This window comes from Pseudomonas lini, from assembly GCF_030812475.1.
Lineage (GTDB): Bacteria > Pseudomonadota > Gammaproteobacteria > Pseudomonadales > Pseudomonadaceae > Aquipseudomonas > Aquipseudomonas lini_A.
Genome location: NZ_JAUSSR010000014.1, coordinates 177,025 through 196,680 on the forward strand (window position 1 = coordinate 177,025; position 19,656 = coordinate 196,680).

General features: G+C 58.9%; 17 protein-coding genes and 1 pseudogene. 6 read left to right on the forward strand and 12 right to left on the reverse strand.

The genetic code is table 11. The annotated features are described in order from the left end of the window. Positions 1-51 precede the first annotated feature (51 nt). From lpxD to rpsB, 11 genes are all read right to left on the reverse strand, one after another. A complete protein-coding gene (gene lpxD, locus J2W17_RS24955; RefSeq protein ID WP_307340934.1) occupies positions 52-1,107 on the reverse strand; it encodes a UDP-3-O-(3-hydroxymyristoyl)glucosamine N-acyltransferase in 1,056 nt (351 codons plus the stop codon). Positions 1,108-1,109: 2 nt separating this feature from the next. Beyond that, positions 1,110-1,613, reverse strand: a complete 504-nt coding sequence (locus tag J2W17_RS24960) for an OmpH family outer membrane protein (protein ID WP_064676108.1) — start codon at positions 1,611-1,613, stop codon at positions 1,110-1,112. 45 nt (positions 1,614-1,658) lie between these two features. Further along, a complete protein-coding gene (bamA, locus tag J2W17_RS24965; protein ID WP_307340940.1) occupies positions 1,659-4,034 on the reverse strand; it encodes an outer membrane protein assembly factor BamA in 2,376 nt (791 codons plus the stop codon). 74 nt (positions 4,035-4,108) lie between these two features. Then, positions 4,109-5,461: a sigma E protease regulator RseP gene (gene rseP, locus J2W17_RS24970; RefSeq protein WP_307340943.1), complete on the reverse strand. Its 1,353-nt coding sequence runs from the start codon at positions 5,459-5,461 to the stop codon at positions 4,109-4,111. 53 nt (positions 5,462-5,514) lie between these two features. After that, positions 5,515-6,705 carry a 1-deoxy-D-xylulose-5-phosphate reductoisomerase gene (ispC, locus tag J2W17_RS24975; RefSeq protein ID WP_307340945.1) on the reverse strand — a complete coding sequence of 397 codons (1,191 nt, stop codon included), beginning with the start codon at positions 6,703-6,705 and terminating at the stop codon, positions 5,515-5,517. Continuing rightward, positions 6,702-7,508 carry a phosphatidate cytidylyltransferase gene (locus J2W17_RS24980; RefSeq protein ID WP_307340948.1) on the reverse strand — a complete coding sequence of 269 codons (807 nt, stop codon included), beginning with the start codon at positions 7,506-7,508 and terminating at the stop codon, positions 6,702-6,704. The genes ispC and J2W17_RS24980 overlap by 4 nt, the downstream gene beginning before the upstream one ends. After that, on the reverse strand, positions 7,508-8,263 hold the full coding sequence (gene uppS / locus J2W17_RS24985) for a polyprenyl diphosphate synthase (protein ID WP_307340951.1): 756 nt from the start codon (positions 8,261-8,263) through the stop codon (positions 7,508-7,510). The genes J2W17_RS24980 and uppS overlap by 1 nt, the downstream gene beginning before the upstream one ends. Before the next feature lie 13 nt (positions 8,264-8,276). Next, positions 8,277-8,834 carry a ribosome recycling factor gene (frr, locus tag J2W17_RS24990; protein ID WP_007907979.1) on the reverse strand — a complete coding sequence of 186 codons (558 nt, stop codon included), beginning with the start codon at positions 8,832-8,834 and terminating at the stop codon, positions 8,277-8,279. Next, on the reverse strand, positions 8,831-9,574 hold the full coding sequence (gene pyrH, locus J2W17_RS24995; RefSeq protein ID WP_064676102.1) for a UMP kinase: 744 nt from the start codon (positions 9,572-9,574) through the stop codon (positions 8,831-8,833). The genes frr and pyrH overlap by 4 nt, the downstream gene beginning before the upstream one ends. 211 nt (positions 9,575-9,785) lie before the next feature. Next, positions 9,786-10,649 (reverse strand): translation elongation factor Ts, encoded by an 864-nt coding sequence (tsf, locus tag J2W17_RS25000; protein WP_154997187.1) that lies wholly within the window; start codon positions 10,647-10,649, stop codon positions 9,786-9,788. Between the two features lie 193 nt (positions 10,650-10,842). Further along, positions 10,843-11,580 carry a 30S ribosomal protein S2 gene (gene rpsB, locus J2W17_RS25005; protein WP_007907989.1) on the reverse strand — a complete coding sequence of 246 codons (738 nt, stop codon included), beginning with the start codon at positions 11,578-11,580 and terminating at the stop codon, positions 10,843-10,845. Between the two features lie 377 nt (positions 11,581-11,957). Here rpsB and map point away from each other — a divergent pair, with 377 nt between their 5' ends. The 4 genes from map (at position 11,958) to J2W17_RS25025 (ending at position 17,740) form a co-directional block, all read left to right on the forward strand. Next, positions 11,958-12,740 carry a type I methionyl aminopeptidase gene (map, locus tag J2W17_RS25010; RefSeq protein WP_307340960.1) on the forward strand — a complete coding sequence of 261 codons (783 nt, stop codon included), beginning with the start codon at positions 11,958-11,960 and terminating at the stop codon, positions 12,738-12,740. Positions 12,741-12,787: 47 nt separating this feature from the next. Beyond that, a complete protein-coding gene (locus tag J2W17_RS25015) occupies positions 12,788-15,490 on the forward strand; it encodes a [protein-PII] uridylyltransferase (RefSeq protein WP_307340963.1) in 2,703 nt (900 codons plus the stop codon). A gap of 158 nt (positions 15,491-15,648) precedes the next feature. Then, positions 15,649-16,848: a succinyldiaminopimelate transaminase gene (gene dapC / locus J2W17_RS25020; protein WP_307340966.1), complete on the forward strand. Its 1,200-nt coding sequence runs from the start codon at positions 15,649-15,651 to the stop codon at positions 16,846-16,848. Between the two features lie 187 nt (positions 16,849-17,035). Then, the gene (locus J2W17_RS25025; RefSeq protein WP_307340969.1) at positions 17,036-17,740 is read left to right on the forward strand and encodes a M12 family metallopeptidase; all 705 of its coding nucleotides are present in this window, start codon (positions 17,036-17,038) and stop codon (positions 17,738-17,740) included. A gap of 18 nt (positions 17,741-17,758) precedes the next feature. Here J2W17_RS25025 and J2W17_RS25030 read toward each other — a convergent pair. Further along, positions 17,759-18,037, reverse strand: a pseudogene (locus J2W17_RS25030) (Na+/H+ antiporter); the annotation flags it as partial. Positions 18,038-18,126: 89 nt separating this feature from the next. Between J2W17_RS25030 and J2W17_RS25035 the strand changes: the two are divergent. Beyond that, complete coding sequence (locus J2W17_RS25035; RefSeq protein ID WP_064676097.1) at positions 18,127-18,489, forward strand: ArsC family reductase; 363 nt, start codon at positions 18,127-18,129, stop codon at positions 18,487-18,489. Positions 18,490-18,523: 34 nt separating this feature from the next. Continuing rightward, positions 18,524-19,558 carry a 2,3,4,5-tetrahydropyridine-2,6-dicarboxylate N-succinyltransferase gene (gene dapD / locus J2W17_RS25040; protein WP_307340974.1) on the forward strand — a complete coding sequence of 345 codons (1,035 nt, stop codon included), beginning with the start codon at positions 18,524-18,526 and terminating at the stop codon, positions 19,556-19,558. The last annotated feature ends 98 nt before the right edge of the window (positions 19,559-19,656 follow it).

Consider the following 19,656-nt stretch of genomic DNA (forward strand, 5'->3'; position numbering starts at 1 on the left):
CAAATCAAGGAGGCCGTCTAGAGGCTGTGCACACTTGATATGGAAATGGTATCAGCCATCTGATGAAGCATTATCGTCAGGGGTCACTTCCCCCACCCGCTTTTCCAGCTGTCGCAGTCGCCGCGCGATGTCATCGAGTTGACGCAGGCGTGCCGCGCTCTTGCGCCACTCGGCAGCCGGCTGCATGGCCGTACCGGAAGAATAGGAACCCTTTTCGGTAATCGAATGGGTCACCATGGTCATCCCGGTGATGAAAACGTTGTCGCAGATTTCGATATGCCCCACCAGCCCGACGCCGCCGGCGAGCATGCAATGCTTGCCGATTTTGCTGCTGCCGGAGATCCCCACGCACGCGGCCATGGCGGTGTGATCACCAATCTGCACGTTGTGGGCGATCTGAATCTGATTGTCGAGCTTGACGCCGTTGCCGATGACCGTATCGGCCAATGCACCGCGATCGACAGCAGTGTTCACGCCGATCTCTACATCATCGCCGACCAGCACTCCGCCGATCTGCGCGATCTTCTGCCAGACACCCTTCTCGTTGGCAAAACCGAAGCCCTCCCCACCCAGCACGGCACCGGATTGAATCACCACCCGCTTGCCGATGCGCACGTCGTGATACAGCGTGACCCGCGGGGCCAACCACCCACCTTCACCAATCTCGCTGCGGGCGCCGATAAAGCAATGGGCGCCGACGGTCACGCCGGCGGCAATGCGGGCCGCGCTTTCGATCACGGCAAAGGCCCCGATACTCGCCGCCGGATCGACCACCGCATCCGCCGCCACGATTGCCGTCGGGTGAATCCCGGCGACCGCCTTGGGCTTGGGATCGAACAGGTGGGAAATACGGGCGTAGGCCAGGTACGGATCGGCCACCACCAGTGCATCACCGACAAAACCTTCAGCATCGGCGGCCTTCAGCAACACGGCTGCGGCCCGGCTGTCAGCCAGGTATTTGCGGTATTGAGGGTTTGCCAGAAAGCTCAACTGAGCTGGGCCAGCCTCTTGCAAAGTGGCTAGCCCAGTAATTTCCTTCTCCGCGTCGCCACTCAGGGTGGCGCCGAGGAACTCGGCCAGCTGGCCGAGTTTCATGGTCGCTGTCATGATTACTTCAGCTGATTCATGCGCTCGATAACTTGGCGAGTGATGTCGTACTGAGGCTTGACATCAATCACTGCGCCACGCTCGAAGACCAGGTCAAAAGCACCTTTCTTGATGACTTCTTCAACAGCGCTGTCCAGTTTCGGCTTGAGCTGCTTGAGCATTTCACGGTCGGCGACGGCTTTGGCTTCGTTCAGTTCCTTGGACTGGAACTGGAAGTCACGGGCCTTTTGCTTGAACTCGAGTTCCAGGCGTTCACGCTCGCCTTGCTGCATCTTGTCGCCGCCCGCCATCAGACGATCCTGAATGCCTTTGGCACTGCTTTCCAGGGTCTTGAGCTTGGTCAGCTGAGGGCCGAATTTTTTCTCTGCATCCACCGCGTATTTCTTTGCTGCGTTGGATTCCAGCAGGGCCATCTGATAGTTCAGAACGGCAATTTTCATGTCGGCAAAAGCCGGACCTGCTACCAGTACGGTCGCCAGGAGAACCAATTGAGTCAACTTACGCACGATGCACTCCTACAAAATCCATTGTCGTTATCTTGGGTCAGACGCTTAGAACGTCTGGCCGAGGGAGAATTGGAACACTTGAGTCTCAGCGTCATCAGGTTTCTTGACCGGCATGGCCAACGCGAAACTCAGCGGACCCAGCGCGGTGACCCAGGTCACGCCGACACCGACGGAACTGGCCATGTTGCTCAGACTGATGTCGTTGCACTTGGTATTGGACGACGAACCGTTGGCGTTGGTGGTGTCTTCACACTTCGAGTCGAAGACGTTACCCACATCCCAGAATACCGAAGTACGCAGGGAACGCTGATCCTTGACGAACGGCAGAGGGAACAGAAGCTCCACACCACCCTGGATCAGGACGTTGCCACCAAACGGCAGCGGATCCTGGTCCGGATCGGCCAACGTACCCGGGTTCGTACCACGACTAGGCGTACTGCGCGGACCCAGGGTGCTGTCCTTGAAGCCACGAACCGAGTTGAAACCACCAGCATAGTAGTTTTCATAGAATGGCAAGCCATCGGTCGAACCGTAACCGTCGCCATAACCCAATTCGGTGTGCAGGCGCATGGTGTAGTTTTCGCTCAATGGCTGGAACACCTGGCCACGGTAATCGAGCTTGAAGAACGACAGGTCGCTGCCAGGGGTGGTGGTTTCCAGTACCAGGCTCTGGGAACGGCCACGGGTGGCGAGTACGCCCTTGTTCAGGGTGGACTCGGACCAGCCGGCGGAGGCCTTGAAGTTCAGGTAGTTGTCGCCTTCCTTGTTCACGAAGTCGAAGATCTCGTCAACGGTGTAGACGCCGGTCTTGATCTTGTCTTGTTGCGCAGTCAGGCCGAAGGTCAGGCGCGAAGTCTCGCTGATCGGGTAGCCGACGCTCACGCCAGCACCCAGGCTGTCCACGGCATAGCTGGCCACGTCGACGTCGAGATCGTCGTAGTCGGTGGTGCGATAGAACGCGTTGTAACCCAGGCTCACGCCATCGGCAGTCCAGTACGGGTCGACATAACCGAAGTTATAGCGGCTCTGGTATTCACTGCGGGTCAAACCGACGCTGACCTTGTTACCGGTACCCAGGAAGTTGTTCTGGGTGATCGAACCACCGAGGATCAGACCGGCGCTCTGCGCGAAACCGACGCTGGCGGTAATCGAACCGGAAGCCTGTTCTTCGACGCTGTAGTTCACATCGACCTGGTCATCGACGCCCGGCACGGCCGGCGTTTCGACGTTGACTTCCTTGAAGAAGCCCAGGCGCTCGAGGCGGGTCTTGGATTGGTCGATCAGGTAGGTCGAAGCCCAGCCGCCTTCCATCTGACGCATTTCACGGCGCAGCACTTCGTCTTCGGACTTGGTGTTGCCACGGAAGTTGATGCGGTTGACGTAGGCACGCTTGCCCGGATCGACGGCGAACGTGATGTCTACCGTGTGATCGTCATCGTGAGGCTGAGGCACGCCGTTGACGTTGGCGAAGGTGTAACCCTCGTTACCCAGGCGGCGGGTGATCAGTTCCGACGTGGTGGTCATCAGCTTGCGCGAGAACACCTGGCCTTTCTGCACCAGCAACAGGGACTTGACCTGGTCTTCAGGGACTTTCAGGTCGCCGCTGAGCTTGACGTCGCGAACGGTGTACTTCTCGCCTTCGTTGACGTTGACGGTGATATAGACGTGCTTCTTGTCCGGGGTGATGGACACCTGGGTCGAGGCGATATCCATGTTGATATAGCCACGGTCCAGATAATAGGAACGCAGACGCTCCAGGTCGCCGGACAGTTTTTCGCGGGCGTACTTGTCGTCGTTCTTGAAGAACGACAACCAGTTGCTGGTCTTGAGTTCGAACAGGTCGATCAGGTCTTCGTCGGCAAAAACCGTGTTGCCCACCACGTTGATGTGCTGGATAGCCGCGACGGTGCCTTCGTTGATGTTGACCTTCAGCGCAACGCGGTTACGCGGCTGCGGCACCACTTCGGTGTCGACGGAGGCCGAGTAGCGACCCTGGGCGACGTACTGGCGCTGCAGTTCGTTACGTACACCTTCAAGAGTGGCGCGCTGGAAGATCTCGCCTTCGGCCAGACCGGATTGCTTGAGGCCCTTCATCAGGTCTTCAGTGGAGATCGCCTTGTTACCTTCGATCTCGATACTGGCAACCGAAGGACGCTCGACTACAGTAATGACCAGGACGTTGCCGTCACGGCCCAACTGGATATCCTGGAAGAAACCGGTTTTAAATAATGCACGAGTGGATTCCACCAGGCGACGATCGTCCGCCTGTTCACCGACGTTCAACGGCAAGGCACCAAAGACACTACCCGCGGAGACCCGCTGGAGGCCATTGACGCGAATATCAGAGATGGTGAAGGACTCGGCGTGAACTTCGGCGATCATCAATACGGAGAGAACCGCAGTTAGCAGCAGACGTTTCATGAAGTCCTTTCTTATTCCAACTGGCAATAAACAAACTGCCGCAAAATGCGGCAGATTCGCAATTCAGCGAAGCGTTACAGTCGACCCAGATCATTGACCAGAGCAAGCAACATCACCCCGACCACCAAACTGATACCGATCTGTATCCCCCAACCCTGCACCCGATCCGACAAGGGGCGACCACGCACCCACTCGATCAGATAAAACAACAGATGCCCCCCATCCAGTACCGGAATAGGCAACAAATTCAGAACACCCAGGCTAATACTCAGATAAGCAAGGAAATTCAGGAAATCAGCGACACCCGACTGGGCAGAAGCGCCCGCCACTTTAGCAATGGTTATCGGTCCACTCAAGTTTTTTACCGAGAGCTCGCCGAACAACATTTTCTTGAGCGAATCCAGGGTCAGCACACTCATGGTCCAGGTGCGTCGAGCACCCTCCCCGATTGCTGCCACCGGACCGTAACTGACCTCCCGAATCATCTCGGGCGGCCAATCGACTGCTTTTACCCCGGCGCCCAGATAACCACTGGGTGCCTTCTTCTCGCCACGCGCCGCCAGTGTCACCGGGACGTCGAGCTGAGCAGTGTCGCGCTCGATGCGCAGGACGATTTTACTGTCGGGGCGCAGGCGGACGATATCGACCACTTGCTGCCAGTCATCCAGAGCCTTGCCGTCCAGGGCGAGCAATCGATCACCGGTCTTCAGGCCGGCAGCCTGGGCCGGGCCTTTTGGATCGAGTTCGGCCAGCACCGGTGGCAGGGCCGGACGCCAGGGACGAATACCCAGCGAGCGAATCGGGTCCGGCTCATCGGCCCCCTTGAGCCATTTGTCCAGCACCAGCTCCCGAGGCGACTCCGCCGTGGAGTCCTGTTCGCGCACCAGCAACTGCAGGGCACCGCTCTCGCCCAGGCGACGCACCAGCTGCAGATTGACCGCCGCCCAGCCCGAAGTGGGCTCGCCATCGATGGCAATGATTTCCTGACCGGCGCTCAGACCTGCCTTGGCGGCGATACTGCCGGACTCGACGGCACCGATGACAGGTCGTATCTGCTCGCTGCCGAGCATGGCGACGACCCAGAAAAAAAACATCGCCAGGAAAAAGTTGGCGATCGGACCGGCCGCGACGATTGCGATGCGCTGACGGACGGATTTGCGATTGAAGGATTGCCCGACCTGATCGGCAGGTACTTCGCCCTCGCGCTCATCCAGCATTTTCACATAGCCGCCCAGGGGGATGGCGGCGACCACGAACTCAGTGCCTTGCTTGTCGTGCCAGCGCAGCAGCGGCATGCCGAAGCCCACGGAAAAACGCAGCACCTTGACCCCACAGCGACGTGCGACCCAGAAATGGCCGAACTCGTGGAAGGTGACCAGCACACCCAAGGCTATCAGGGTGCCGACAATCATATAGAGCGCGCTCATCTACTTTCTCCGCAATCCTGTTCGTTGCTGCATGGGCCGACGTATTGCAGCACTTACCGCCCGTGACGACTCAACCATTGCCCGGCCAGCACACGGGCCTTGGTGTCCGCCGTGAACACAGCGTCGAGATCGTCCACCGCAACCACCGGCTCGAGATTCAACACTTCCTCGATGATACTCGCGATTTCCGGGTAACGAACCCGTCCGTCGAGAAAGGCCGCGACTGCCACCTCATTCGCCGCATTGAGCATGGCCGGCGCACTGTTACCCGCTTCCGCCGCCTGGCGCGCAAGGCGCAGGCAAGGGAAGCGATCTTCATCGGGCGCCTGGAAATCCAGGCGCGCGATCGCAAACAGATCCAGCGGCGGTACGCCCGAGTCGATCCGCTCTGGCCAGGCCAGCGCATTGGCGATGGGCGTGCGCATGTCCGGATTGCCCAGTTGGGCCAGCACCGAACCATCGATGTAATCGACCAACGAATGAATCACACTCTGCGGGTGAATCACCACCTCGACCTGGGATGGTTTGGCATCGAACAGCCAGCAGGCTTCGATCAACTCGAGCCCCTTGTTCATCATGCTGGCCGAATCCACTGAAATCTTGCGCCCCATGGACCAGTTGGGATGAGCACACGCCTGATCAGGGGTAACATGCACCAGTTCAGCCATCGGTGTCTGTCGGAACGGACCACCCGAGGCTGTAAGTAAAATCCGACGCACACCGACGGCCCCCAGACCACGGGCAAAATCCCCTGGCATGCACTGGAAAATCGCGTTGTGCTCACTGTCGATCGGCAGCAGCACCGAACCGCTTTTACGCACGGCCTGCATGAACAGCGCACCGGACATCACCAGCGCTTCTTTGTTGGCCAGGAGGATTTTCTTGCCGGCTTCGACCGCCGCCAGGGTCGGACGCAAGCCCGCCGCGCCGACGATAGCCGCCATCACGGCATCGACTTCAGGGTCGGCCGCCACCTGGCACAACCCCTCCTCCCCAACCAGCACGCGGGTCGACAGGCCAGCCGCATGCAAATCGTCCTGCAAGCCTCGCGCAGCGCTCGCCTCGGGCACCACGGCAAACCGCGGCGCATGACGCACGCACAGCGCCCGCAACTCGCTCAAGCGGGTGAAGCCGCTCAAGGCAAATACCTGGTAACGCTCAGGGTGACGCGCGATGACATCGAGGGTGCTCAAGCCTATCGAGCCGGTCGCGCCCAGCACGGTAATCTGCTGAGGGCGGCTCACGATGCGGCCATCCACAGCAACACGGCAAACACTGGAATCGCCGCCGTAAGGCTGTCGATGCGATCGAGCACACCACCGTGACCCGGCAGCAGGTTGCTGCTGTCCTTGATCCCGGATTGACGCTTGAACATGCTTTCGGTGAGGTCACCCACCACCGAGATAAACACGATCACCGCGGCGCAGATCAGACCGATCAGCATTTGCGCGAAACTCCAGTCGCGAACGATCCCGACGATTGCCGTGATCACCAGGCTCGCCGCCAACCCGCCATACACGCCTTCCCAGCTTTTGCCGGGACTGACCTGGGGGGCCAGCTTGCGCTTGCCGAACGCGCGACCGGAAAAGTAAGCACCGATATCGGCGCCCCAGACCAGCACCATCACCGCCATGATCAGCCAGTTACCCAGGGGTTGCTGCTTGATCTGGACCAGACCTTGCCAGGCCGGCAACAGAACCAGCAGACCGATGGTCAGCTTGCAGGCGGCGCTGGCCCAATGCTGGCTGGAGCGCGGGTAGGTCAGTACCAGCCAGGTCGCAACCCCCCACCAGAGCACCGAAGCGCCCAACACCCACGGCGCCAGCCCCGGCACGATGTACATGACAAACAACATCAACGCGACCACCACCGCATAGGCGATGCGGATCGGCTGCTCGACGAAACCCGCCAGGCGCGCCCATTCCCAGGCCCCCAGGGTCACGACCAGCCCGATGAACAGCGCAAACCCGAAGCCTTCGAGCAGGAAAAACCCGCACAACGCGATCGGTAGCAGGATCAGTGCAGTGATGATTCGTTGTTTAAGCATTAAACCCGGGCTCCAGACTCGACCTGCTCGCTCGTTTTACCGAAGCGGCGCTGGCGAGAAGCGTAATCGGCCAGCGCGTTACGCATGGCATCGTGTTTGAAGTCCGGCCAGAACAGGTCGGAAAAGTACAACTCGGCGTAAGCCAGCTGCCACAGCAGGAAGTTACTGATGCGATGTTCGCCACCGGTACGGATACACAAGTCCGGCAACGGCTGGTCGCCGGTGACCAGGCAGGTTTGCAGCAGTTGCGGGGTGATATCTTCCGGACGCAGATGCCCGGCCTGAACTTCCCGTGCCAGACGCTGCGCGGCTTGCGCGATATCCCACTGACCGCCGTAGTTGGCGGCGATCTGCAGGATCATGCGATTGGCCCCCACCGTCATGGCCTCGGCCTCACGCATGGCAGCCTGCAGCTCCGGATGAAAGCGAGAACGGTCGCCAATGATGCGCAAACTGATGTTGTTCTCGTTCAGGCGCTTGGCTTCACGTCGCAGCGCCCGGAAGAACAGATCCATCAAGGCGCTGACTTCGGCTGCCGGACGCTGCCAGTTCTCACTGGAGAAAGCGAACAGCGTCAGCACCTCGACCTTGGCCTCGGCGCACACCTCGATCACTGCCCGAACGGCGTCCACACCCGCTTTATGCCCGGCGACACCCGGCATAAAGCGTTTTTTCGCCCAACGATTATTACCATCCATGATGATCGCGACATGGCGCGGCACCGCGGTCGGCGCACTCTGCTTGATCTTATCCATGACAACGCGACCCTTATACGGCCATCAGGTCTTTTTCTTTCTGCGCCAGATTCGCGTCGATTTCAGCCACGTACTTTTTGGTCAGATCATCGATCTCGCCAGTGGCACGACGCTCCTCGTCTTCGCTGATTTCCTTCTCCTTGACCAGATCCTTGAGCTGGCTATTCGCATCACGGCGGATGTTGCGCACCGCAACACGAGCGTCTTCAGCAACATCGCGCGCCTGCTTGGTGAAGCCCTTACGGGTTTCTTCGGTCAGGGCCGGCATGGAAATCAGCAGCAACTCACCCAGGTTGGTCGGGTTGAGGTTCAGGCCTGCGCTGCCGATGGCTTTATCGACAGCACCCAGCATATTGCGCTCAAAGGCAACCACTTGCAGGGTACGGGCGTCCTTGACGGTGATGTTCGCGACCTGCTTGATCGGCGTATCGGAACCGTAATACGGCACCATCACGCCTTCAAGAATGCTCGGATGCGCCTGGCCGGTACGAATACGGCCGAAGTTGTGCGCCAGCGATTCCACGGATTTTTTCATGCGCTCTTGAGCGTCTTTCTTGATTTCGTTGATCATTGTTGGCCTTCCTCGATCAGGGTCCCTTCAGCGCCGCCGTGCACAATGTTCAGCAGGGCGCCGGGCTTGTTCATGTTAAATACGCGCAACGGCATCTTATGGTCGCGACACAGGCAAATGGCCGTCAGATCCATCACGCCCAGCTTGCGATCCAGCACTTCATCGTACGTCAGATGATCGAACTTCTCGGCATGCGGGTCCTTGAATGGATCAGCGGTGTACACGCCATCGACCTTGGTCGCCTTGAGCACCACATCGGCATCGATTTCGATTGCACGCAGGCAGGCCGCCGAATCCGTGGTGAAGAACGGGTTACCGGTGCCCGCCGCAAAAATCACGACTTCCTTGGCGTTCAGGTGGCGCATGGCTTTGCGGCGATCATAGTGATCGGTCACGCCGACCATGGAAATGGCCGACATCACGATGGCCGAGATATTGGCACGCTCCAGCGCATCGCGCATGGCCAGGGCATTCATCACGGTAGCCAGCATGCCCATGTGGTCGCCAGTGACCCGATCCATGCCGGCCGCGCTCAGCGCCGCACCACGGAACAGGTTGCCACCACCGATCACCAGACCGACCTGCACACCGATGCCGACCAGTTGGCCGACTTCCAGCGCCATGCGATCCAGGACTTTCGGATCGATCCCGAACTCTTCCGAGCCCATCAGGGCCTCGCCGCTAAGCTTGAGTAGAATGCGTTTATAGCGAGCCTGATGACCACTGCCCTGCTGAGCCATTGCGAATCTCTCCTGCGGCGTATTTAAAAAAATTCTGTGCGAGCTGTTTACAGCTGGCTGTTCACTCTAGCGTGGCGCTGCCTCAGCGCCATCGGAACATGGCTTTGTAAGCCAGTTCCAAAGGGAAACCAATAAAAACTTGGCACCCCATCTGAAAAGAGGCTGCGCGCGTGAGCGGGCAGCCTCTTCAGGGCGACAGTTGAAAACTGTCTTATTGCTTGGCGGCAGCCAGCTGGGCAGCAACTTCTTCAGCGAAGTTGTCGACCGGCTTCTCGATGCCTTCGCCTACTTTGAAGTAAGTGAAGGAAACGATTTCAGCGCCGGCTTTCTTGGCCAGTTCGCCGACCTTGATTTCAGGGTTCTTGACGAACGCCTGCTCAACCAGGCTCGCTTCAGCCAGGAACTTGCTGATACGGCCTTTGACCATGTTTTCAACGATGTTTTCCGGCTTGCCGGCGATCTTGTCAGCGTTGAGGGTCAGGAACACGCCCTTCTCACGCTCGACCGCTTCAGCGGAAACTTCCGATGGCAGCAGGAATTCAGGGTTGGTCGCCGCTACGTGCATGGCGATGTCTTTGGCCAGCTCAACGTTGCCGCCCTTCAGGACAACCGCAACACCGATCTTGTTGCCGTGCAGGTAACCACCAACAACATCACCTTCAACGCGCGCCAGGCGACGGATGTTGACGTTTTCGCCAACCTTGCCGACCAGGACCAGGCGATCGGCTTCTTGAGCTTCGATCAGCGGAGCGACGTCGGTCAGCTTGTCGGCGAACGCTTTTTCAACGCTTGCAGCAACAAATGCCTTGAAGTCGTCCTGCAGAGCCAGGAAGTCGGTCTGCGAGTTCACTTCCAGCAGAACGGCGGATTTGCCGTCTTCTTTAAGAGCGATCGCGCCTTCAGCGGCAACGTTGCCAGCTTTTTTGGCAGCCTTGATGGCGCCCGAAGCACGCATGTCATCAATGGCTTTTTCGATGTCGCCGCCGGCCTTGGTCAAGGCCTTTTTGCAATCCATCATGCCTTCGCCGGTACGCTCGCGCAGTTCTTTGACCAACGCTGCAGTAATCTCTGCCATTTTAAAATTCCTCTTGGATAGGTTTTCAACCATTCCACCCGATCGAACGGGCGTTCAATTCTTCCCGAATCACCCTTGTTAGCCGCTGCACGTTACAAATGCTGTAGCTGCGCTGCTCACAAATGGTTTTCGAGGTGGCAAAAAGGGGGCCAAGCCCCCTTTTTGCTTACTGAGTCAACGCCAGGGGCGTCAATTACTCAGCTGCAGCTGCCGGAGCTTCTTCAACGAACTGCTCGGTACCGCCAGCAACGTGGTTGCGACCACGGATGACTGCGTCAGCCATCGAACCCATGTACAGCTGGATAGCGCGGATTGCGTCATCGTTGCCTGGGATGATGTAGTCAACGCCTTCCGGGCTGCTGTTGGTATCGACTACGCCGATAACCGGGATGCCCAGCTTGTTGGCTTCGGTGATCGCGATGCGCTCGTGATCAACGTCGATAACGAACAGAGCGTCTGGCAGACCGCCCATGTCCTTGATACCACCCAGGGAACGATCGAGCTTCTCAAGATCGCGAGTGCGCATCAGCGCTTCTTTCTTGGTCAGCTTGGCGAAAGTACCGTCTTCGGCTTGCACTTCAAGGTCACGCAGACGCTTGATGGAAGCACGGATGGTTTTGAAGTTGGTCAGCATGCCGCCCAACCAGCGGTGATCGACGTACGGCGAACCGCAACGTGCTGCTTCTTCAGCAACGATCTTGCCAGCGGAACGCTTGGTGCCGACGAACAGAATCTTGTTTTTGCCCTGGGCCAGACGCTCTACGAAAGTCAGCGCTTCGTTGAACATTGGCAGGGTTTTTTCAAGGTTGATGATGTGGATCTTGTTACGCGCGCCGAAAATGTACTTGCCCATTTTCGGGTTCCAGTAACGGGTCTGGTGACCGAAGTGCACACCGGCCTTCAGCATATCGCGCATGTTGACTTGGGACATGATAGTTCCTTAATAAGTCGGGTTTGGCCTCCACGTATCCCAATGACCAACCACCAGCATTACGCTTGAGGCACCCAGGTCATCGTGTCGACACGTGTGTGGATTTAGGCTTTTCAGGGGATCCCCGGAAAGCGGCGCATTTTATACCACAAGGTGCAAAAAAACGGAACCCGGATTCTGAAATCCAGGCCAGGCCTTTTATTGCGCGCCCTGGAATTTCGCCGCAAACGCACCCTTCCATGGAGAGAAGCGACGCACAGAGGCACGGATTTGCCCTGTTCGTCTGATAGAATCGGGTTTTTCGGGGCCGCGAGATTCGATTCGCGCAACGCCCATTTTTGTTTTAGCAAGCGCCATCGAGCGCAGAGAGAGCCTGTATGACCGTCACCCTAAAAACCCCGGAGGACATCGCAAAAATGCGTGTCGCCGGCAAACTGGCCGCCGACGTGCTGGAAATGATTGCCGAATATGTCAAGCCGGGCGTCACTACCGAAGAGCTCGACCGCATCTGCCACGACTACATCGTCAATGAGCAGAAGGCCATCCCTGCCCCGCTCAATTACAAGGGCTACCCGAAGTCGATCTGCACCTCGATCAATCACGTGGTGTGCCACGGCATTCCGAACGAGAAGCCGTTGAAGGATGGCGACACCCTGAACATCGACGTCACCGTCATCAAGGACGGCTACCACGGCGACACCAGCCGCATGTTCCACGTCGGCACCGTGCCGGTCTGGGCCGAGCGCCTGTCGCAAGTGACCCAGGAATGCATGTACAAAGCCATCGAAATCGTCAAACCCGGCTGCCGCCTGGGCGACATCGGTGAAATCATCCAGAAACACGCGGAAAAGAACGGTTTCTCTGTGGTTCGCGAGTTCTGCGGTCACGGCATCGGCAAGGTCTTCCACGAAGAACCGCAGATCCTGCACTACGGCCGTGCCGGCACCGGCATGGAACTCAAGGCCGGCATGACCTTCACCATCGAGCCGATGATCAACCAGGGCAAGGCCGACACCAAGGTGCTGGGCGACGGCTGGACCGCGATCACCAAGGACCGCAAGCTCTCGGCACAGTGGGAACACACCCTGCTGGTGACCGACACCGGTTACGAGATCTTCACCCTGCGCGCCGATGACACCATCCCACGCGTTTCGGCCTGATCCGGCCCGCGCAGCTCCCAGCCTTTTATAGACAGGAAAGCCAATCGATGCCGCAGGTGGACCCAGAACTCTTCGACCGAGGCCAGTTCCAGGCGGAACTGGCCTTGAAGGCAAGCCCGATCGCGGCCTTCAAGAAGGCGATCCGCCAAGCCCGCGAGGTGCTCGACGGGCGCTTTCGTGCTGGCCGCGAGATTCGCCGGCTGATCGAGGATCGCGCCTGGTTCGTCGATAACATCCTGCAAAAGGCCTGGGAGCAGTTCGACTGGAGCGAGGACGCCGACATCGCGCTGGTCGCGGTTGGCGGCTACGGTCGGGGTGAGCTGCACCCCTTTTCCGATATCGATCTGCTGATCCTGCTCGACAGCGCCGACCATGAAATTTTCCGTGATTCCATTGAGCGTTTTCTGACGCTGCTGTGGGACATCGGCCTGGAAGTCGGCCAGAGCGTTCGCTCGGTGGACGAGTGTGCCGTCGAGGCCCGCGCCGACCTCACGGTCGTCACCAACCTGATGGAAAGCCGAACCATTTGCGGCCCCGAGCGCCTGCGCCAGCGCATGCTGGACGTCACCAGCACCGCGCACATGTGGCCGAGCAAGGATTTCTTCCTGGCCAAGCGCGCCGAGCAAAAGGCCCGTCACCACAAATACAACGACACCGAATACAACCTGGAACCCAACGTCAAAGGCTCGCCCGGTGGCCTGCGGGATATTCAGACGATTCTGTGGGTGGCCCGCCGCGAGTACGGCACCCTCAACCTGCGGGCGCTGGCCGGAGAAGGTTTCCTGGTCGAGAGCGAAAACGCCCTGCTGGCCTCCTCCCAGGAATTCCTGTGGAAGGTGCGTTACGCGCTGCACATGCTTGCCGGCCGCAGCGAAGACCGCTTGCTGTTCGACCACCAGCGCACCATTGCCGGACTCCTGGGGTTCACAGGCGATGACGCCAAGCAAGCCATTGAAAACTTCATGCAACAGTATTATCGGGTGGTGATGAGCATTGCCCAGCTCAGCGACTTGATCATCCAGCACTTCGAGGAAGTCATCCTCGCCCCGGAAGACGAAGCGCCGCCACAGCCGATCAACTCGCGATTCCAGCTGCATGATGGCTACATCGAAGCGCGCAACGACAACGTGTTCCGCCGTACGCCGTTCGCCATGCTCGAAATCTTCGTGCTGATGGCACAACAACCGGAAATAAAAGGCGTGCGCGCCGACACCATTCGGCTGCTGCGCGAGTGCCGGCACCTGATCGACGATGACTTCCGCAACGATATTCGCAACACCAGCCTGTTCATCGAGCTGTTCAAGTGCAAGATCGGCATCCATCGCAACCTGCGCAGGATGAACCGTTACGGCATCCTTGGGCGTTACTTGCCGGAATTCGGCTTCATTGTCGGCCAGATGCAGCATGACCTGTTTCACATCTATACGGTCGACGCCCACACCCTGAACCTGATCAAACACTTGCGTAAGCTGCAGTACACCCAGGTGTCGGAAAAATTCCCGTTGGCCAGCAAGCTCATGGGCAAGCTGCCCAAGCCGGAGCTGGTCTACCTGGCGGGGTTGTACCACGACATCGGCAAGGGCCGGCATGGAGACCACTCGGAAATCGGCGCGGTGGATGCCGAAGCCTTTTGCCAGCGGCACCAGTTGCCGGTGTGGGACAGCCGCCTGATTGTCTGGCTGGTGCAGAACCATTTGCTGATGTCGACCACTGCCCAGCGCAAGGACTTGTCCGACCCGCAGGTGATCCACGATTTCGCGCAGACCGCCGGCGACGAAACCCACCTCGATTATCTGTACGTACTGACGGTCGCCGACATCAACGCCACCAACCCGTCGCTATGGAACTCCTGGCGCGCCAGCCTGTTGCGCCAGCTCTATACCGAGACCAAGCGCGCCTTGCGCCGAGGCCTGGAAAACCCGGTGGACCGCGAAGAACAGATCCGCCAGACCCAGAGCGCCGCCCTGGACATCCTGGTGCGCGGCGGCACCGATCTGGATGACGTGGAGCAACTCTGGTCGCAACTGGGCGACGACTACTTCCTGCGTCACACTGCCGGCGATGTGGCCTGGCACAGTGATGCGATCCTTCAGCAGCCGGCCGATGGCGGGCCACTGGTACTGATCAAGGAGACCACCCAGCGCGAGTTCGAGGGCGGCACGCAGATTTTCATCTACGCACCGGACCAGCACGACTTCTTCGCCGTGACCGTGGCCGCGATGGACCAGCTTAACCTGAACATCCACGACGCCCGGGTCATCACCTCCACCAGCCAGTTCACCCTCGACACCTATATCGTGCTCGATACCGACGGCGACTCGATCGGGGACAATCCGGTGCGGGTCAAACAGATTCGCGACGGCCTGACCGAAGCGCTGCGCAACCCGGACGACTACCCGACCATCATTCAGCGTCGGGTACCGCGCCAGCTCAAGCATTTCGCGTTTGCGCCCCAGGTGACGATCCACAACGACGCCCAGCGCCCGGTCACCGTGCTGGAGCTCAGCGCCCCGGATCGCCCGGGGTTGCTCGCACGGATCGGCACGATCTTCCTGGAATTCGACCTGTCGTTGCAGAACGCCAAGATCGCCACCCTCGGCGAGCGCGTGGAAGACGTGTTCTTCATCACCGATGCGAACAACCATCCACTGTCCGACCCCTTGCTGTGCAGCCGCTTGCAGGATGCGATCGTCGAACAGCTGACGGTCAGCAATGAACCCGGAATCACGTTGTCGCGACTGACCATATGAACTCACCACGGCCTGCTCTTCTGTAGGAGCTGGCTTGCCAGCGATGGACTCAAAAGCGCCACGTTTACCCGGTAAGCACGCGTTATCGTTAACGACCATCGCTGGCAAGCCAGCTCCCACAGGGGTTTGTCGGCTCCCAAACCGAACGAGATCCATCGATGAACAACGCTCTGAACCAGTTGCAGCCCTACCCGTTCGAGAAGCTCCGCGCTTTGCTCGGCGCCGTCACGCCAAATCCGGATAAAAGGGCCATCGCCTTGTCCATTGGCGAACCGAAGCACCGTTCGCCAGCTTTTGTCGCCGAAGCCCTGGCCAGCAACCTGGATCAAATGGCCGTCTACCCGACCACCCTGGGCATCCCCGCCCTGCGCGAAGCCATCGCCGCCTGGTGCGAGCGCCGCTTCGACGTCCCGAACGGCTGGCTCGACCCGGCGCGCAACGTGCTGCCGGTCAACGGCACCCGCGAGGCACTGTTTGCCTTCACCCAGACCGTGGTCAACCGTGGCGATGACGCGCTGGTGGTCAGCCCAAACCCCTTCTATCAGATCTACGAAGGCGCGGCGTTCCTCGCCGGGGCCAAGCCGCACTACCTGCCATGCCTGGATGAAAACGGCTTCAACCCGGATTTCGATGCGGTATCCGCGGACATCTGGAAACGCTGCCAGATCCTGTTCCTGTGCTCGCCGGGCAATCCAACCGGCGCGCTGATCCCGGTCGACACCCTGAAGAAACTGATCGCCCTGGCCGACGAATACGACTTCGTGATCGCCGCCGACGAGTGCTACAGCGAACTCTACTTCGACGAACAGACCCCGCCGGCCGGCCTGCTCAGCGCCTGCGTCGAACTGGGCCGCAAGGACTTCAAGCGCTGCGTGGTGTTCCACAGCCTGTCCAAGCGTTCCAACCTGCCGGGCCTGCGTTCGGGCTTCGTCGCCGGTGACGCCGACATTCTTAAAGGCTTCCTGCTGTATCGCACCTACCACGGCTGCGCGATGCCGGTTCAGACCCAGCTGGCCAGCGTAGCCGCCTGGAATGACGAAGTGCATGTGCGCGCCAACCGTGCGCTGTATCGCGAGAAATACGACGCGGTGCTGGAGATTCTCAGCCCGGTGATGGATGTGCAGCGTCCTGATGGCGGCTTTTACTTGTGGCCGAATGTGGATGGCGATGACGAGGCGTTCTGCCGTGACCTGTTCGTTGAAGAACACGTGACCGTGGTGCCGGGTTCTTACCTGTCCCGCGAGGTGGATGGTGTCAACCCGGGCGCTGGCCGTGTGCGAATGGCACTGGTCGCGCCACTGGCTGAGTGTGTCGAGGCTGCTGAACGGATTCGCGCTTTTATTACCGCGAAACAGTGAACAGATTAGTTCCGCCCTGCGCAATGCAGTGGCGGAACTTCTATTCATCATCCAGTTACAACAATATTCACCCTGCAGTTCTCAAGTATATTACCTTCGTTACCACTTGGAGCCCGACACCCCGCAAAGACATAAACGCTTAGAAACAACACGGACACCACTCATGCATACTCATCACTTTGTCTAAATGAAACAGCCGTTAAACGAGCAAAGCTCATACGATATGGCGGCCAAACAAAATGCCAGTAATATCGCTAGCACTTTGCCAGGAGGGCGTCGCAAACGTTCGGTGGGTTATTACAGCAAGTTCTGGAAAAACGGAACAACCCTTACCATTTCGTTCATGGATGATGTGCGCAAAGACATGCAACGTGGCGCTGAGCGAATCATTCGCGAGTGGGAACCTCATGTCGGTCTGCGCTTCGAATTCGTCGAGCCTGGGCAAGGCGAAATACGAATCGCCATGAGAGGCAAGGACAGCTACTCCACCATTGGGACTGATGCGCTACTACGACAGCCAGACGAACCCACCCTCGTGGTAGGGATAGATCATCCCAATATGGTTTTTCGTCAGACAATACTTCACGAGTTCGGTCATGCACTGGGGTTGCATCACGCGCACTTGCACCCCCAGGCAAACATCCCCTGGAACCGGGAAATAGTTTATGAACACTACACCAACGATATAGGATGGAGCAGAGAAAATATTGACCACAATCTATTTGACTTGGAAACCAACGCTGATATTTTTCTGGGAGACTATGATAAAAACTCCGTTATGCATTACTGCATACCAAACTTCCTCACGTATGGAGACTGGTTCGTGGGTATCAATCCAGAAATCAGCGCACAGGACAAAATAAACATAAGCAATATCTATCCGGCGCTCTAAGCCGAATACATATTGCGTTTATTTGACCTGCCCCAGATTGGCCTCACTCAAATCTGGTTCTCCCAATACTTCCCGCAGCACGTCATCACCAATCTGCTGCAGACGACTGAGCTTATACAACTCCAGGCGCTGCGCCCGCAGTGCCTTCAAACGTAGCCGCCGTTCCAGCAAGTTCGTCTGAAACGCCAGCGCCCGGGCTTACGCCGAATCGTTGAACACCTCCAACTGATGCCGATACCCGGACATGATCAGCGCCTTGAGCTCTACAGCCAGCGCCGCCTGCGCCGCATCCTGAGGAACCACCCACAGGGTTTTGGGTTTTCGCCCGAGGGTCATGGCATAATCTTTCACCTTTTATTTTCAGCACCTGCAAAGGGGGCAATTCCTTGACCGTTTCAAGTAAAACGTTGCACCTTTTCGGCATCAAAGCCTGCGACACCATGAAAAAGGCGCGCACCTGGCTCGATGAGCACGCTGTTAGCTATGACTTCCATGATTACAAAACGGCCGGAATCGACCGTGAGCACCTGACCCAATGGTGCGACGAGCACGGCTGGCAAGTGGTGTTGAACCGTGCAGGCACGACCTTTCGCAAGCTCGACGACGAACGCAAAGCCGATCTCGACCAGCGCAAGGCCATCGAACTGATGCTCGCACAACCCTCGATGATCAAGCGCCCGGTGCTCGATCTCGGAGACCGAACCCTGATTGGCTTCAAGCCAGATATCTACGCGGCAGCACTCAAGTAAGGCAGCCCCGTTCAATTTTGTTAGAGGTATTTACATGTCCACTACCCTGTTCAGCCTGGCCTTTGGTGTCGGCACTCAAAACCGTCAAGGCGGATGGCTGGAAGTGTTTTACGCCCAGCCACTGCTCAACCCGTCGGCCGAACTGGTTGCCGCCGTCGCGCCAATCCTGGGCTACACCGAAGGCAACCAGGCCATCACATTCAGCGTCGCCCAGGCGTCGCAACTGGCCGACGCGCTCAAAGGCGTCGACGCGGTACAGGCCGCCCTGCTGACCCGTCTGGCTGAAAGCCACAAGCCGCTGGTCGCAACCCTCGTGGCCGAAGATGCGCCACTGTCTTCCACGCCTGAGGCCTACCTCAAACTGCACTTGCTGTCCCATCGCCTGGTCAAGCCGCACGGTTTGAACCTCACCGGGATTTTCCCGCTGCTGCCGAACGTGGCGTGGACCAGCCAGGGCGCCATCGACCTGGCCGAACTGGCCGAGCGTCAACTGGAAGCCCGCCTGCGTGGCGACCTGCTGGAAGTGTTCTCGGTGGACAAGTTCCCGAAAATGACCGACTACGTGGTGCCAGCCGGTGTGCGTATCGCTGATGCGGCACGTCTGCGTCTGGGCGCCTATGTCGGCGAAGGCACCACCGTGATGCACGAAGGCTTCGTCAACTTCAACGCCGGCACCGAAGGCCCGGGCATGATCGAAGGTCGCGTTTCCGCTGGCGTATTCGTTGGCAAGGGTTCGGACCTGGGCGGCGGTTGCTCGACCATGGGCACCCTGTCGGGCGGCGGTAATATCGTGATCAAGGTCGGCGAAGGCTGCCTGATCGGCGCCAACGCCGGTATCGGCATTCCGTTGGGCGACCGCAACACCGTTGAATCGGGCCTGTACATCACCGCCGGTACCAAGGTGGCGTTGCTGGACGAGAACAATGCGCTGGTGCAAGTGGTGAAAGCCCGTGAACTGGCCGGCCAATCGGACCTGCTGTTCCGCCGCAATTCGCAGACCGGTGCCGTGGAATGCAAAACCCACAAATCGGCCATCGAACTGAACGAAGCGCTGCACGCTCACAACTAAGTGCCGCAGGCACCTGTGGGAGCGAGCTTGCTCGCGATGCTTTTTGGCGGCCTTACGGACGCCATCGCGAGCAAGCTCGCTCCCACAAGGTCCGGTGT

Bases quoted from the DNA above. Each gene is read 5' to 3' on its own strand.
- lpxD (WP_307340934.1), bottom strand. From the start codon at position 1,107: ATGACAGCGACCATGAAACTCGGCCAGCTGGCCGAGTTCCTCGGCGCC.
- bamA (WP_307340940.1), bottom strand. From the start codon at position 4,034: ATGAAACGTCTGCTGCTAACTGCGGTTCTCTCCGTATTGATGATCGCC.
- rseP (WP_307340943.1), bottom strand. From the start codon at position 5,461: ATGAGCGCGCTCTATATGATTGTCGGCACCCTGATAGCCTTGGGTGTG.
- J2W17_RS24980 (WP_307340948.1), bottom strand. From the start codon at position 7,508: ATGCTTAAACAACGAATCATCACTGCACTGATCCTGCTACCGATCGCG.
- uppS (WP_307340951.1), bottom strand. From the start codon at position 8,263: ATGGATAAGATCAAGCAGAGTGCGCCGACCGCGGTGCCGCGCCATGTC.
- frr (WP_007907979.1), bottom strand. From the start codon at position 8,834: ATGATCAACGAAATCAAGAAAGACGCTCAAGAGCGCATGAAAAAATCC.
- pyrH (WP_064676102.1), bottom strand. From the start codon at position 9,574: ATGGCTCAGCAGGGCAGTGGTCATCAGGCTCGCTATAAACGCATTCTA.
- tsf (WP_154997187.1), bottom strand. From the start codon at position 10,649: ATGGCAGAGATTACTGCAGCGTTGGTCAAAGAACTGCGCGAGCGTACC.
- rpsB (WP_007907989.1), bottom strand. From the start codon at position 11,580: ATGTCCCAAGTCAACATGCGCGATATGCTGAAGGCCGGTGTGCACTTC.
- map (WP_307340960.1), top strand. From the start codon at position 11,958: ATGACCGTCACCCTAAAAACCCCGGAGGACATCGCAAAAATGCGTGTC.
- J2W17_RS25015 (WP_307340963.1), top strand. From the start codon at position 12,788: ATGCCGCAGGTGGACCCAGAACTCTTCGACCGAGGCCAGTTCCAGGCG.
- dapC (WP_307340966.1), top strand. From the start codon at position 15,649: ATGAACAACGCTCTGAACCAGTTGCAGCCCTACCCGTTCGAGAAGCTC.
- J2W17_RS25025 (WP_307340969.1), top strand. From the start codon at position 17,036: ATGAAACAGCCGTTAAACGAGCAAAGCTCATACGATATGGCGGCCAAA.
- dapD (WP_307340974.1), top strand. From the start codon at position 18,524: ATGTCCACTACCCTGTTCAGCCTGGCCTTTGGTGTCGGCACTCAAAAC.